Here is a 14,835-nt window from a genome sequence, read left to right as displayed (position 1 = left end):
CCGGGCCGTTCTTTTTTAGTGATTCGTTTTCTTCGGGGTGGCGTCAAACGCGCGCAGGCCGCCGCAGATCAGGTCCGAAGGCACGCCCAGCGCCCAGGCCGCGGCCACCGCCGCCAGCACGCTCTCCGGGTACTTCACGGTCGCCGGCGGAATCTTTGCCAGGTCGAGCAGCGCCGTTTCTTCAAAACCTTCGGCCAGCATGATGCGCTTGTCGCGCACGAACACGATGCGTTCTCCGGCCGCGCGGTGCTGCGCCATCACCGGATGCTGTTCGTCGAGCGCGTAGAAGATCACACGGCCGTCCGACAGTTCCGCCAGCGCCGCCACCTGTTCATTGGCTGCGTTCAGCACCGCCGCGCCTTCCGGCAGGATCACGTCGACCTGGCTGCGGATCACGTTGCGCAGCGCGTCCTGGTCGTGGATGTGGTACTCGGCCAGGCGATCGAGGCCTTCCATGTCGGTGACGATGCCGACCGTGCAGCGGTCGTAGGGCAGGCCCTCGGCCAGGATGGTGCGCGCGTTCGACTCGAACACGGCGGTCTGCACGGTGCGGTTGATCAGGAGGCGCTGGCCGGCTTCGAAGCCGGTGGAGTCGCGGTTGCTCACTTCGCGCGCGTCGAGGTACAGGCCTTCGCCGTTGGCCACGCCGACGTGCTTGCCGGTGATGTGGACCAGGCAGCCCACCAGGCGCGCGATCAGGCTGGTGCCGAGGGTGCCGGTGACGCCCACCACCGGGATGCGGCCGGTCTCGCCCTCGGCAAACAGGTGGTCGACGATGGCCTTCCCGACCTTGCGCGGCGTACCGCTGGCGGGCTTGATGTGGGCCAGCAGGCCCGGGCTCGAGTTGACTTCGATGATCGCGCCGCGCTGTTCTTCCAGCGGGCGGGTGATGTCTTCGCACACCAGGTCGATGCCGGCGATGTCGAGGCCGACGACACGCGCGGCCAGGGCTGCCGCATGCGCGACTTCCGGGTGGATCAGGTCGGTGACGTCGTCCGCGACGTTGCCGTTCAGCTGGATCAGCACTTTCTGGCCCGCCTGCGGCACCGATTCCGGTGTCAGGCCCTGGCGCTTCAGGTCCAGCATGATCTCGCTGTCAAAGGGATTCACGCGGCCGAGCGGATGTTCCTCGCTCTCGCCGCGGCGCGGATCGGTGTTGATCTGGCTGTCGCACAGGGCGATCACGCTCGACTTGCCGTCACCCGTGACCCACAGCGACTCGCCGCGCGCGGCGGCCACCACCTGGCGGCCGACCACCAGCAGGCGGTGCTCGTTACCCGGGACGAAGCGCTCGACCAGCACGGCGCTGCTGTCGCCGGCTTCGGCGGCGATCGCGTAGGCGGCGATGACGTCGGCCTCGCTCATCAGGTTCAGGGTCACGCCGCGGCCATGGTTGGCGTCGACCGGCTTGACCACCACCGGCAGGCCGATGTCCTGCGCTTCTTCCCAGGCCGCTTCGGCGCTGCGTACCAGGGCGCCTTCCGGCACCGGCACGCCTACGGCGCCGAGCAGGGTCTTGGTCAGGTCCTTGTCGCTGGCGATGCCTTCGCCGATGGCGCTGGTGCGGTCGGTCTCGGCGGTCCAGATGCGGCGCTGGGCAGCACCGTGGCCAAGCTGCACCAGATTGCCTTCGGTGAGGCGGATCGAGGGGATGCGGCGATCGGTGGCGGCATCGACGATGTGCGCGGTGGACGGGCCCAGGCACCAGCGGTCGACCAGGTCGGTCAGTTCCTGCACCGTGGCGGCCATGTCGAAGGGGGTGTCGTTGATGGCGGCCATCATCAGGCGGTGGCCGGCATCGAGGGCAGCGCGGCCGACGACCGGGTCGCGGGTGCGGAATGCCATCTTGTACACGCCGCGCTGGCTGGTGGAGCGGGTCTTGCCGAAGCCGGTCTTCATGCCGGCCATGTTCTGCAGTTCGAGCACGACATGCTCGAGGATGTGGCCGGCCCAGGTGCCGTCGCGCAGGCGCTCCAGGAAGCCGCCTTCGTAGCCGACGCCGCAATGGTGGGCGGCCAGCCCCGGCAGCCAGGCGGTCAGGCGCTCGGTGAAACCGGGCAGGGTGTTCGAGGGGAAGTCTTCGAGCTCCCCGATGTCGAGCCAGGCCTCGATCACCGGGCGGTAGGTCCAGATGTTCGGGCCGCGCAGGTGGGTCACGCGGAGGAACTTGATGTCGTTCTTCTTGTTCATGAAAAAATGTCTTTGCCAGCCGCGGGCTTCCTGCGCGCCGCCGGCGTTACCTTTGGTTGCCTGCCTGTCGCTACGGTACCCAAAGCCGGTGTTCCGTAGCGCACATCATGTATACTTGCCGGCCCGAAGCTTACCGTGCCGAAACGTTTTCTGCCAATTAGGTTATTCCTGTCATCCAAAGGATACCCAGAAACGTTATGCCTGTTTGTGGAGCGTTTCACGCAAACGGGCATCCCGGCAGTCCCATGCGCCGCCGCGCTGTCTTGCCGCTTACTCCCACCAGAACCCATGCCTGATGTCGGGCGCAATACATGACAACTCAACAACTTGCTATTCCGCCGTCCCTGGCGGTGGCCGCCAGCGCTTTGCCGGAACACTGGCAAAATGACGTTGCGAAACAGCTTGCACCAGGGGAAAACGTTTTGACGAGCGTCGAGGTTGACCTCGACGCGAAATTACATTTCAAGCGGGGCCTGGTGGTGGTCACCAACCGCCGCCTGCTGGCGCGCGCCCCGGGTGAGGATGCCTGGCGCGACTGGTCCTACCGCAGCGGCCTGCAGCTGCGCCACCACGACCACGCCGGCGTCGGCCACCTCGAACTGGTCGATCCGGAACGCCTGCTGGCGGCCTGGCGCTTTACCCTTGGCCAGAACCTGGGCGCGATCCGGGTGGTCGATCATTTCAACGAACAGGCGAAAAGCCACGCCAGCGGCGTGCCGGTGGTGCCGCCCGACCAGCACACTTGCCCGACCTGCAAGGCGCCGCTCGAAGCCGACGACGCCGAGTGCGCGGTCTGCGCCAAGGTGCTGCACACCCCGCCCTCGACCTGGACCCTGTTGCGCCTGTGGCGCTTCGCCAAACCCTACAAGGGCCAGCTGCTGCTCGGCTTCCTCCTGATGCTCGGTTCGACCGGGGCGCACATGATTCCGCCCTACCTGACCAAGCCACTGATGGACAACGTCCTGATCCCGTACCAGAACGGCCAGACTATCGATACCTCGCTCGTCTATTTATATATGGGCGGGCTGTTCGGGGCCGCAATGCTGGCCTGGGCCCTGGGCTGGGGCAAGACCTACGTGCTGGCGCTGGCCTCCGAGCGCATCAGCGCCGACCTGCGCTCGACCACCTATGAGCACCTGCTGCGCCTGTCGCTCGAATACTTCGGCGGCAAGCGCACCGGCGACCTGATGTCGCGCATCGGCAGTGGGTCGGACCGGATCAGTGTCTTCCTGTCGCTGCACCTGCTCGACTTCCTATCGGACGTCCTCCTGATCATCATGACGGGCGTGATCCTGTTCAGCATGAATCCCTGGCTGGCCTTGGTGACCCTGGTGCCGCTGCCCTTCATCGCCTGGATGATCCACGTGGTGCGCGACAAGCTGCGCACCGGCTTCGAGAAGATCGACCGGGTCTGGGGCGAGGTCACCAACGTGCTGGCCGATACCATCCCCGGCATCCGCGTGGTCAAGGCCTTTGCCCAGGAAAAGCGCGAAGCGCTGCGCTTCCGCGAGGCGAACAGGCACAACCTGGCCGTCAACGACAAATTGAACAAGGTCTGGTCGCTGTTCTCGCCGACCGTGTCGCTGCTGACGGAGATCGGCCTGCTGGTGATCTGGTGCTTCGGTATCTGGCAGGTCTCACAGGGCGAGATCACGGTGGGTACCCTGTCGGCCTTCATCGCCTACAGCGGCCGCTTCTACGTCAAGCTCGACTCGATGAGCCGCATCGTCTCGGTGACGCAAAAGTCGGCCTCGGCCGCCAAGCGCATCTTCGACATCCTCGACCACGTGTCGAGCGTGCCGGACCCGGTGAACCCGGTCAAGGTGGACAAGGTGGCAGGCAATATCGAGCTGCGCGAAGTCGGTTTCCGTTACGGCAACCGCGCCGTCAACCGCGGCATCTCACTGAAGATTCGCGCAGGCGAGATGGTCGGCCTGGTCGGCCATTCGGGCTCGGGCAAGAGCACGCTCGTCAACCTGATCTGCCGCTTCTACGACGTGGCCGAAGGCGCGATCCTGCTGGACGGCACCGACATCCGCTCGTTCGCCGTCAGCGACTACCGCCGCCATATCGGCCTGGTGCTGCAGGAGCCTTTCCTGTTCTTCGGCACGATTGCCGAGAATATCGCCTACGGCAAGCCGCACGCGACCCGCGAAGAGATCATCGCGGCGGCGCGCGCGGCCCATGCACACGAGTTCATCCTGCGCCTGCCGCAGGGCTACGATTCGATGGTGGGTGAGCGCGGCCAGGGCCTGTCCGGCGGCGAGCGCCAGCGCATCTCGATCGCGCGCGCGCTCCTGATCGACCCGCCGATCCTGATCCTGGACGAAGCGACGTCCTCGGTGGACTCGGAAACCGAAAAAGAGATCCAGAAGGCGCTCGACAACCTGGTGCAGGGCCGTACCACGATCGCCATCGCCCACCGCCTGTCCACGCTGCACCGGGCCGACCGCCTGGTGGTGCTGGACCGCGGCGTGGTGGTGGAAGAGGGCAGCCACGACGCGCTGATGGCGCGCGAAGGCGCCTACCACCGCCTCTACGAAGCGCAGGCGCGCAACGTGGACCAGGACCCCGACGACAAGGACGATTGATGAGTACCACCTTTCAACTGCGCCGCGACCCGTTCGGCAAGCTGGTATTGACCACCGCGGAAGGCGAAGAACACGTCGGCGTGATCCCGGTGCGCGCCTTCCCGATCCAGGCGCCGACGCGCGGCATCTCGCTGGTGCGCGAAGGCGGCAAGGAAGTGGCCTGGATCGACGACCTGGCCGAGGTGCCGGAAGCGGTCCGCACCCTGGTGCAGGAAGAGATCGAAGGGCGCGAGTTCATTCCCGAGATCCTGCACATCAAGGATGTGTCGAGCTTTGCCACGCCCTGCACCTGGTTCGTGACGACCGACCGCGGCGACACCGAGTTCGTGCTCAAGGTGGACGAGGACATCCGCCGCGTTGGCGAAGCTTCGCTGCTGATCGCGGACAACCACGGCATCAACTTCCTGGTGCGCGACATGTTCCACATCGATAAGCACAGCCGCAGGATCCTCGACCGCTTCCTGTAAGGCGCGTCGCATCTTCCATCCATGCTACCGTCTTCCTTCTGACACGAAGGGAGGCGGCGATGCAACGGACTGCACTGGTAGTGGGTGTGAGCGGGATCGGGGGCAGCTATACGGCCCGGGCGCTGATGGCGGATGGTTGGCAGGTCTACGGTCTGGCGCGTCGTCCCAACGCCGACATTCCCGGCGTGACGCCGGTCGCGGCCGACCTGCTCGACGAAGCGGGCCTGAAGGCGGCACTGGCGGACGTCTCGCCGACCCACGTCTTCATCACCACCTGGATGCGCCAGGCGACGGAAAGCGAGAACATCCGCGTCAACGCGGCCATGGTGCGCAATCTCCTCTCCAGCCTGTCCGGTCGCAAGACCCTGCGCCATGTTGCCCTGGTCACCGGCCTCAAACACTACCTCGGTCCCTTCGAAGCCTATGCCGCTTCCGGCACGCTGCCGGACACGCCGCTGCGCGAAAGCCAGCCGCGCCTGGCCGTCGAGAATTTTTACTATGCCCAGGAAGACGAGGTCTACGCGGCGGCCGAACGCGACCGCTTTACCTGGACCGTGCACCGTCCGCATTCGATCGTCGGCATGGCGGTCGGCAATGCCATGAACCTCGGCACCACGCTGGCCGTGTATGCGAGCATCTGCAAGGAGACCGGGCGTCCTTTCCAGTTCCCTGGCTCGGAGGCGCAGTGGAATGGCTTGTCGGACGTGACCGATGCGCGCATGCTGGCCAAGCAGCTGGTGTGGGCGGCGAATACCGACGCCGCACGCAACGAAGCCTTCAATATCGTCAACGGCGACCTGTTCCGCTGGAGCTGGCTGTGGGGGCGGATTGCCGACTGGTTCGGCGTGCGGGCATCGGGCTTCAGCGGTACGGTCCAGCCCCTGGAGGCCGCGATGGCGAGCGACCACGCCCTGTGGCGCGACATCGCCACGCGCCACGGCCTGGCGGAACCGGATCTCGACCGCCTGGCCTCGCCCTGGCATACCGACCTGGATCTCGGCCGCCCCATCGAGGTGATGACCGACATGGCGAACAGCCGCAAGCTCGGCTTCACGGCCTACCAGGCCACCGACGAGTCCTTCTTCGACCTGTTCGCCCAGCTGCGCGCCGCCCGCCTGATTCCCTGAGCCTTTTGGCGGGTTGCCAGCCGCCCAGACTGGTGCTAAAGTCGTTAACACGTTAACGATATAATGCGCCATGCATCCCGAACATCTCTCGATTCCCGCCGGCCGCATTCCGGTCGAAGCCAGCTGCTGGGCGGTGCCCGGCGCCGTCGCCACCGTGCTGCTGCACCCGGCGACCGCCGTCACGCAGGACTATTACGCCGCCTTTGCCGCCTGGCTGGCAGGTCAGGGCTTCAACGTCGTCACCTACGACTACCGTGGCACCGGCCGCTCCCGTCCACATACCCTGCGCGGCTTCAAGGCCACCATGTCGGCCTGGATCGACAAGGACGTCGCCGCCGTCACGCGCTGGGCCGAAGGGCGCTTCCCTGGACTGCCGCTGCTGGCGGTGGGGCACAGCGTGGGCGGCCATGCGATCGGCCTGTCGCCGGAAACGGCGCGCCTGCGCGCCGCCGTGCTGGTGGCTTCGCATGCGGGCGCTACCCATACCGTACGTGGCCTCAAGGAGCGCCTGCGGGTGCGCTTCGTGCTGCGCGTGCTGGCGCCGCTGCTGTGCGGGGTGTTCGGCTACATGCCGGGCAAGCGCATCGGCCTGGGTGAAGACCTGCCGCGCGGCGTCATGCTGCAGTGGGCGCGCTGGACCGCGCTGCCGCGTTACTTTTTTGATGACCCATCCATGGACGCGGGGCGTCGCATGGCGCGGGTCGAGCTCCCGCTCTTGGTGCTGGGCTTTGACGACGATCCCTGGGCCAATCCCCAGGCGGTGGACATGCTGGTGTCGCACCTGGTGAACGCCCGCATCGAGCGGCGCAACATCGACCCGAGGGCTAGCGGCGTGCCGGCGGTGGGACACATGGGCTTCTTCCGCCGGCGCTGCGAGGCGGCCCTGTGGCCGCAGGTGGCCGACTGGCTGCATGCGCAGCTGGAACAAGTGGAGGCGCCACGCCATGCCGCCCGCTAAGCCAAGGTTCGTCCAGCTTCTCAATCGCGCCCAGCGCGCGCTGCAGCGCTGGATCGAGCTGCGCCCCGAATCCTGGGAAGGCATCAGCGCCGCCCAGGTCGGCCTGCTGTTCGTGCTGCAGTCGCGCCGCGAGCAATCGGCCGCGATCGGCGAAGTCGCCGCCGAGCTGGGCGTCGCGCCTGCGGCCGTGACCAACCTGTCCAAGCGCATGCAGGCGGCCGGCATAGTCGAGCGCCTGGCCGACGAGCATGACGCGCGCCTGACGCGCCTGCACATGACGGCGGCAGGGGCGGCCGCCAGCGCGCGCGCCGGCGAGGTGCTGGTCGAGCTGAATGCGCGGCTGAGCGCAGGATTTACGCCGGAAGAACTGCAGGTGGTCGCGCGCTGGCTGGAGCAGGCCGCCACACTGGAACCGGGGCTGTCCCGCCAGTGACCAAATGGGCGACGGCCTGCGTACGCGCGCCCACATACCGGGCAGCCTTGACCAGCTACAGTCCTCTCATCTGTCAACCTGCAACCGGGAGAGCCCATGGATTCGATCAACCGCAACCAGCCGGAACAGAACCGGCAAGACCTGGCCGGCCAGGACGCCGTCCTTCGACTGAAAGAAATGGCGGAAGACGCCGACAGCTGCTTCTTCGTGACCCAGGGCGGCCTGGGGCCGAACCGCGGCGTGCGCCCGATGAGCGTGCGCGAGGCGGATGACGCCGGCCACCTGTGGTTCCTGAGCGCCAGCGACAGCCACAAGAACGCCGAAATCGAAGCCAATCCGGCAGTGAAACTCTACTTCCAGAAGAACGCCCACGCCGGCTTCCTGGAAATCGAGGGACATGCCGAGGTGCTGACCGACCGCACCAAGATCCACGACCTGTGGAACTTCATGCTCAAGACCTGGTTCACCGAAGGCGAGGACGACCCGCGCATCACCGCCATCCGCGTCACCCCGCGCAGCGGCTACTACTGGGACAACAAGCACGGCGACGCAGTGGCCGGCGCCAAGGTGGTGGTCGGCGCCGTGATCGGCAAGACGCTCGACGATTCGATCGAAGGCACGCTCAGCTTCTGAAGCACGATGCCGCAGTTGCACGTTGTCGTCGTCACCATCGGTTCGGCCGGCGACCTGTTCCCCTTCATGCGCGTGGCGCTTGCGCTACGCGAAGCAGGGCACCGGGTCAGCATGCTCGGGCCGTCGCAGCATGCGCCCTTCGTCGAACCGACCGGGCTGGCATTCCATGGCCTGCCGGCCGACGAGGCGGTGCTCGACCATCCCGACCTGTGGCATCCGACGCGCGGCCTGGCTGTGGTGTGGAACGCGACCCGGCCGGCGATGGCGCGGGTGCCGGCCTGGGTCGCCGCACTGCCGCCCGGCGAGCGGGTCGTGTTGCTGGTCCATCCGCTGGCGCTGCCTGAGGCCGACCTGTGCCGGGCCCAGCGGCCCGGCCTGAAGGTGGCCGCCGCCTATCTCGCCCCCTCGAACCTGCCGACCGTGCATGACCCGCTGCTGCTGGGACCGTGGCCAGTGCCGCGCTGGGTGCCGCAGGGCGCCCGGCGCTGGCTGTGGCGCAAGCTGGGTGATGCACTGATCAACCCGGTGGCGCTGCCGGACGTGAACGCGGCGCGTGCCGCGCAGGGCCTGGCGCCGGTTGCCGACCTGGTCGACTTCCTGATGAAGGTGCCCGACCTGTCGGTGACCCTGTTCCCCGAATGGTTCGCGCCGACCCAGCCCGACTGGCCGCAGCCCTTGCAGCGCACCGGTTTTCCACTCTACGATCCATCGCCCCAGGTCGAGCTGGCGCCGGAAGTGGCGCGCTTCCTGGCGGCGGGGGCGCCGCCGGTGGTGTTCACGCCCGGCACCGGCAACCGCCAGGCAAGGTATTACTTCCGCTGCGCGCTGGATGCCTGCGCGCGGCGCGGCCTGCGCGCCATCCTGCTCACGCCGCACCGCGAGCAGCTGCCGGCCCAGCTGCCGACGCCCGTGCTGTGGCAGGACTATGTACCACTGCGCGTGCTGCTGCCGCACATGGCGGCCCTGGTGCACCACGGCGGCATCGGCACCACGGCCGAAGCCTTGCGTGCAGGCACGCCGCAGCTGGTGGTGCCGCTGGCGCACGACCAGTTCGACAATGCGGCGCGGGTGCAGGCCCTTGGCGTGGGGACCAGCCTGCGCGCCGCCCGGCTGAACTCGCAAAGGCTTGGAAAGCGACTGAATGACGTCGTAGGAAAAGAGAGCGTGGCCAAAGCCTGCGCCAGGGCAGCCGCCATGACGGTGCCTGCGGACCTTGCGCCGCTGTGCAGGCGACTAATATCGATCAAGTGACGTACTCGCCGATGCGTCTAGAGCTTGCACGTGATCGTGAGTTGCCTCGAAAGCTAGGTGCGGTCTACACTCAGCAGTGTCGCCGGTGGCCAACCCTGCTTCGTTAGGTAATCATTTTTCAGATGATTTGTACGGTTGAGCCAGACGCACGCGCGGTTTGCGATGGCTGTTTCCTAACGACCTGGTACTTAAGGTTCTTATTTAAAAATGTCGATAAGTCATGTAATAATTGATACAAATATGTTAATCAAGGACGCCAGGTTCTCCGGGCGTGAATTAACAAAGCTTGTCAAAACAAGAGGGCTATTCGGGTTCAGGCTATGTTTGCCGATGGTGGTGTACGACGAATTGATTGGAAACTTTCGGCGAGAATTTAATTCCAAATTGTCGCAGCTGACCAAAGCAATCGAAGATGTCAATAAATTCGTTGCAGAACCGGCTGAGCTGAATAAGAAAAGCATAGTCAAAAAAATCGCGAATTCCGAAGTAAGATACAAGACAAGGCTGAATGACTTCATAAAAAAGAATGAAGTTATTGTGCTGCCTTACCCAACTATTTCGCACCAAGCTGTTGTTGGGCGGATGTATGAGGCTACCGCTCCTTTCGGAAATGAAAAGAATACCGAGAAGGGTTATAAAGATTTTCTGATTTTGCAATCAATTAGCGATTACTTTGATTCAATATCATCTTCTGTGAAAGCAATACTCTTAACGGCCAATCTTCAGGATTTTGTTGGCTCGGCGAAAAATGATAAAAGTGGGATTGTGGAACTCGAACAGTCGTTCGGAATGCACTACGTTTCGGCCGCATCCTCGTATACTGTATTGTTTCAAGCATTAAGTAGCGATTTAGCAGACAAGTATAAGAGTACAAACATTCCTCAAACCCGCAAAGAAATCTCGGAGAAATTAGAGAATGCAATATTGTCCGACTTTCATGGTTTTGAAGACGAGATATTGGGGAGTTTTCTCATTAATGTGGATATTCATAACATAAATTGTAAAGTCAGAGAATGTGCGGTTGTGGAGGATGGCGACGTCGGAGTCATGGAGATTTCAGGCATAGTTGAGATTGAAATCACTTGCTCCTTCTATATGGATGATTGGAGGTTCGCAAATTTCATGGACTCAGACTTTATATTTTCCGGTAGCGTGAATCAATTCGTCGAGCGAAAAGGTTTCTCAAAAAGAGACGAGTGGGAAAATGAGTTTCGTGATATGCAAAACCATTCTGAATTCATGTTTAACTATATCGATTTTGATTATAAATCCGGTGCTTTATTAAAAGATCTTACATTCGATCCCTTGCTGTTATCGCTGTCAAGGATCTAACGGTGTCCGAGAAAGTCTTTGAGGTGAGCAATTACGGTCGTTGAGTACATGGCATGATCGGAATTAGTCGGTTTAGAAGATGTGATGCGATTTATTTTATAGGGCAAAAGACTTCGAATGGATGGAAAAAGAATTCAGACCTACTGGTCGAGTGAGGTAGATGCGTTGGTTAAGACGTATCAACAGTTTGAAACCCTCATTCCGGCACCGAAAGGGGAAGGTGCCGAGCATAAGGGTGAAGACGGCAGGTTTGTCGAAGACCTTGTTAGAGAATATCTCGGTCGCTTTCTACCGAATGGGCTGGAGGTCTTGACGGGCTTTATTCTGCGCCCTGCGGTCAAGACCGGTGAAGCTGGAAAGGAGAGGGAAGGGGAGTTGGATTGCCACTCCACCCAGCTTGACATCATCGTATTCGATTCCAGTAATTATCCTGTATTTCAGCGTTTCGGGAGTAGCGCTATTGTGCCGCCTGAGGGTGTGGTTGGAATAATTTCGGTTAAAAAACATTTAAACGACGGAGATGTCAAGAAAGAATGCGAGGCATTATTTAATGCTGCCACTCTTTGTGAGACGCTGAGTTCCAATGATCGCGCCGACAAAGTTCGCGGTCCGTTTCTTGCACTCGTTTCCGTGAGGTCGAAAATCGAGAAGTCTCGCACAGATACATTGGACTGGATATTTGCGCAAGTAGATTTGGCATACGCTGGAAAATCGGACATTTCGTTCGACAAGCTTGTTGGATTTATTGGGGCGCTTGATGAATGGAGTGTCTTCAAGCGACGCCCAGAAAAGAACATTAAGCACGCCGAATATATTGGCTTCAAACATCAGGATGGCGAATCTCATCTTGGACTGCAATTTCTATTGACTGGGCTGCTTAGTGTTTTTTACGATAAAACACGTCGAAACCTGCGGCGCCCTGGTTACACAGCATTCCCTTCGCGAAGGCCCCATGACAAGAGGCTAGGGGCGATCCCGTGTACTCGTCTGCGTTGACGCTTTGCCATGCTTAGCCATGCCGTGCCGTGGCAGGACTACGTGCCGCTGCGGGCGCTGCTGCCGCACGGGGCGGCCCTCGTGCACCACGGCGGAATCGGCACCACGGCCGAGGCCTGCCGCCGGGTGGCCGCCGAGAGCCGCCCGGCTGACTTCACGCACTGCGCGAGCGGTTGGCCTCGCTGTGCCGCTGAACTGTTCGTAAGCGCACGGTCAATATCCCCGGAGTAGGGTGCAATAGGACTTGAACCGGACCCTGGGGTAGCCATGCGCCACAAGCCAACGCAGCACGAACACAGCACTTCTCACGCCGGCGAAAGCCGCACCGGCTATGTCCGTGTGCGCGGCGCCCGCGAGCACAACCTGAAGGACGTCGATGTCGACATCCCGAGGGGCAGCCTGGTGGTGTTCACCGGCGTGTCCGGCTCGGGCAAGTCTTCGCTCGCCTTCGGCACCCTGTACGCGGAAGCCCAGCGGCGCTACCTGGAATCGGTGTCGCCCTATGCGCGCCGCCTGTTCCACCAGATGCCGGTGCCGGAGGTCGACGAGATCGACGGCCTGCCGCCCGCGGTGGCCCTGCAGCAGCAGCGCGGTTCGCCCACGGCGCGTTCCTCGGTCGGCAGCGTGTCGACCCTGTCGAACTCCCTGCGCATGCTGTATTCGCGCGCCGGCGACTATCCGCCCGGCCAGGAGCTGCTGTACGCCGAATCCTTTTCGCCGAATACCCCGGAAGGCGCCTGCCCGCAGTGCTCGGGCCTGGGCCGGGTCTACGAGGTGACCGAGCAGTCGCTGGTGCCGGACGATACGCTTACCATCCGCGAGCGTGCGGTCGCGGCCTGGCCGCCGGCCTGGCACGGCCAGAACCTGCGCGACATCCTGGTCACCATGGGCTATGACGTCGACACGCCCTGGCGCGAGCTGCCGAAGAAGGACCGCGACTGGATCCTGTTCACCGACGAGACGCCCACCGTTCCCGTCTACGCCGGGCTGACCCCGAAGGAAACGAAGGCGGCCTTGAGGCGCAAGGAAACGCCCAGCTACCAGGGCACCTTCACCGGCGCGCGCCGTTACGTACTGCAGACCTTCGCCAACACCGAGAGCGCCTCGATGAAGAAGCGCGTCGCGCGCTACATGGTCAGTACCGAATGCCCGCTATGCCGCGGCAAGCGGCTGCGCCAGGAAGCGCTGTCGGTGACCTTTTCCGGCATCGACATCATGGAGCTGTCGCGCATGCCGCTGGCGCGCCTGGCCGACCTGTTGAAACCCTACGCGTCGGGCAAGGCGGCCAAGGACAAGACGCGCGCCAAGGAACACCCGGAACAGATGATCGTCACCCAGCGCATCGCCCAGGACCTGTGCGCGCGCCTGGGCGTGCTGCTCGACCTGGGCCTGGGCTACCTGGCGCTGGAGCGCAGCACGCCGACCCTGTCGCCGGGCGAGCTGCAGCGCCTGCGCCTGGCGACCCAGGTGCGCTCCAACCTGTTCGGCGTGGTCTACGTGCTGGACGAGCCCTCGGCCGGCCTGCACCCGGCCGACACCGAGGCCCTGCTCGATGCGCTGGACCAGCTGAAAAGCGCCGGCAATTCGCTGTTCGTGGTCGAGCACGCGCTCGACGTGATCCGCAAGGCCGACTGGATCGTCGACGTCGGTCCGCAGGCGGGCGAGCGGGGCGGGAAGGTACTGTACAGCGGCGCGCCCGAGGGCCTGAAGCAGGTCGAACAATCGCAGACCCGGCGTTACCTGTTCGACGAGGCGCCCTTGGCAAAACGCAGGCCGCGCGAGCCGATCGGCTGGCTCAGGCTGGAGGACGTACGCCGCAACAACCTGGACGGCATCGAGGCCGCCTTCCCGCTGGGCGTCATGACGGCGGTGACCGGCGTGTCCGGCTCCGGAAAATCGAGCCTGGTCAGCCAGGTGCTGGTCGAGCTGGTCGGCGCGGCGCTCGGGCAGGGGACGGCTGAAGCGGAAGCGCCCGAGCTTGAAGAGCCTGGGCTGGAACAGGAAGCGCCCTTGCTGCTCGAAGGCCGCATCGTGGCAGGCATGGACCAGATCCGGCGCATGGTGCGGGTGGACCAGAAGCCGATCGGGCGCACCCCGCGTTCGAACCTGGCCACCTATACCGGCCTGTTCGACCAGGTGCGCAAGCTGTTCGCGGCCACGCCGGACGCGAAGAAGCGCCGCTTCGATGCCGGGCGCTTCTCCTTCAATGTGGCCAAGGGCCGCTGCGAACACTGCGCCGGCGAAGGCTCGGTCATGGTCGAGCTGCTGTTCCTGCCCAGCGTGTATGCGCCATGCCCGACCTGCGAGGGCGCGCGCTACAACGCCAAGACCCTCGAGGTGCGCTACCGCGGCAAGAACATTGCCGAGGTGCTGGGCATGACGGTAGGCGAGGCGGCCGACTTCTTCAAGGGCGAGGCGCTGGTCGAGCGCGCACTGGAGGTGCTGGTCGAGGTGGGGCTGGACTACCTGCGCCTGGGCCAGCCGGCCACCGAACTGTCCGGCGGCGAAGCCCAGCGCATCAAGCTGGCCACCGAGCTGCAGCGCGCCGGCCGCGGCAACACGCTCTACGTGCTGGACGAGCCGACCACCGGCCTGCACCCGCGTGACGCTGACCGCCTGATGCTCCAGCTGAACCGCCTGGTCGACGCCGGCAATACGGTGATCCTGGTCGAGCACACCATGCGGGTGGTGGCCGGCTGCGACTGGGTGATCGACGTCGGCCCGGGCGCAGGCGATGAAGGCGGCAAGCTGATCTGCGCCGGGCCGCCGGAAGAGGTGGCGCGGTGCAAGACAAGCCGCACCGCGCCCTACCTGGCCCGACACATTGCAAGTTGAATTTGTAGAAATGTATTTCTGA

Annotated in this window: 11 protein-coding genes; 10 read left to right on the top strand and 1 reads right to left on the bottom strand. The window is 63.8% G+C overall.

The window, feature by feature from the left end; translation table 11 throughout:
• Positions 1 to 15 precede the first annotated feature (15 nt).
• Positions 16 to 2,190, bottom strand: a complete 2,175-nt coding sequence (gene cphA / locus LK539_RS01685) for a cyanophycin synthetase (RefSeq protein ID WP_227799172.1) — start codon at positions 2,188 to 2,190, stop codon at positions 16 to 18.
• A 311-nt stretch (positions 2,191 to 2,501) separates the two neighbouring features.
• Between cphA and LK539_RS01680 the strand changes: the two genes are divergently transcribed.
• From LK539_RS01680 to uvrA, 10 genes are all read left to right on the top strand, one after another.
• Entirely contained in the window at positions 2,502 to 4,781 is a 2,280-nt protein-coding gene (locus LK539_RS01680; RefSeq protein ID WP_227799171.1) for an ABC transporter ATP-binding protein, read from the top strand.
• The gene (locus LK539_RS01675) at positions 4,781 to 5,248 is read left to right on the top strand and encodes a DUF1854 domain-containing protein (RefSeq protein ID WP_227799170.1); all 468 of its coding nucleotides are present in this window, start codon (positions 4,781 to 4,783) and stop codon (positions 5,246 to 5,248) included. Before LK539_RS01680 ends, LK539_RS01675 begins: the two co-directional genes overlap by 1 nt.
• A 59-nt stretch (positions 5,249 to 5,307) precedes the next feature.
• On the top strand, positions 5,308 to 6,375 hold the full coding sequence (locus LK539_RS01670) for an SDR family oxidoreductase (protein ID WP_227799169.1): 1,068 nt from the start codon (positions 5,308 to 5,310) through the stop codon (positions 6,373 to 6,375).
• 70 nt (positions 6,376 to 6,445) lie between these two features.
• Positions 6,446 to 7,333 carry an alpha/beta fold hydrolase gene (locus LK539_RS01665; RefSeq protein ID WP_227799168.1) on the top strand — a complete coding sequence of 296 codons (888 nt, stop codon included), beginning with the start codon at positions 6,446 to 6,448 and terminating at the stop codon, positions 7,331 to 7,333.
• The gene (locus tag LK539_RS01660) at positions 7,320 to 7,766 is read left to right on the top strand and encodes a MarR family winged helix-turn-helix transcriptional regulator (protein ID WP_227799167.1); all 447 of its coding nucleotides are present in this window, start codon (positions 7,320 to 7,322) and stop codon (positions 7,764 to 7,766) included. The genes LK539_RS01665 and LK539_RS01660 overlap by 14 nt, the downstream gene beginning before the upstream one ends.
• 96 nt (positions 7,767 to 7,862) lie before the next feature.
• The gene (locus tag LK539_RS01655) at positions 7,863 to 8,399 is read left to right on the top strand and encodes a pyridoxamine 5'-phosphate oxidase family protein (RefSeq protein WP_227799166.1); all 537 of its coding nucleotides are present in this window, start codon (positions 7,863 to 7,865) and stop codon (positions 8,397 to 8,399) included.
• 6 nt (positions 8,400 to 8,405) lie between these two features.
• Positions 8,406 to 9,650 (top strand): glycosyltransferase, encoded by a 1,245-nt coding sequence (locus tag LK539_RS01650; protein ID WP_227799165.1) that lies wholly within the window; start codon positions 8,406 to 8,408, stop codon positions 9,648 to 9,650.
• Between the two features lie 207 nt (positions 9,651 to 9,857).
• A complete protein-coding gene (locus LK539_RS01645; RefSeq protein WP_227799164.1) occupies positions 9,858 to 10,982 on the top strand; it encodes a PIN domain-containing protein in 1,125 nt (374 codons plus the stop codon).
• A gap of 117 nt (positions 10,983 to 11,099) precedes the next feature.
• A complete protein-coding gene (locus LK539_RS01640; RefSeq protein ID WP_227799163.1) occupies positions 11,100 to 11,978 on the top strand; it encodes a DUF6602 domain-containing protein in 879 nt (292 codons plus the stop codon).
• 267 nt (positions 11,979 to 12,245) lie between these two features.
• The gene (gene uvrA / locus LK539_RS01635) at positions 12,246 to 14,813 is read left to right on the top strand and encodes an excinuclease ABC subunit UvrA (protein ID WP_227799162.1); all 2,568 of its coding nucleotides are present in this window, start codon (positions 12,246 to 12,248) and stop codon (positions 14,811 to 14,813) included.
• Positions 14,814 to 14,835 lie beyond the last annotated feature (22 nt).

The organism is Massilia sp. IC2-476 (assembly GCF_020707295.1).
Taxonomy (GTDB): Bacteria; Pseudomonadota; Gammaproteobacteria; order Burkholderiales; family Burkholderiaceae_D; genus Telluria.
Note: the sequence above shows the minus strand (reverse complement) of the source record. Positions and strands in the feature narration are given on the sequence as shown.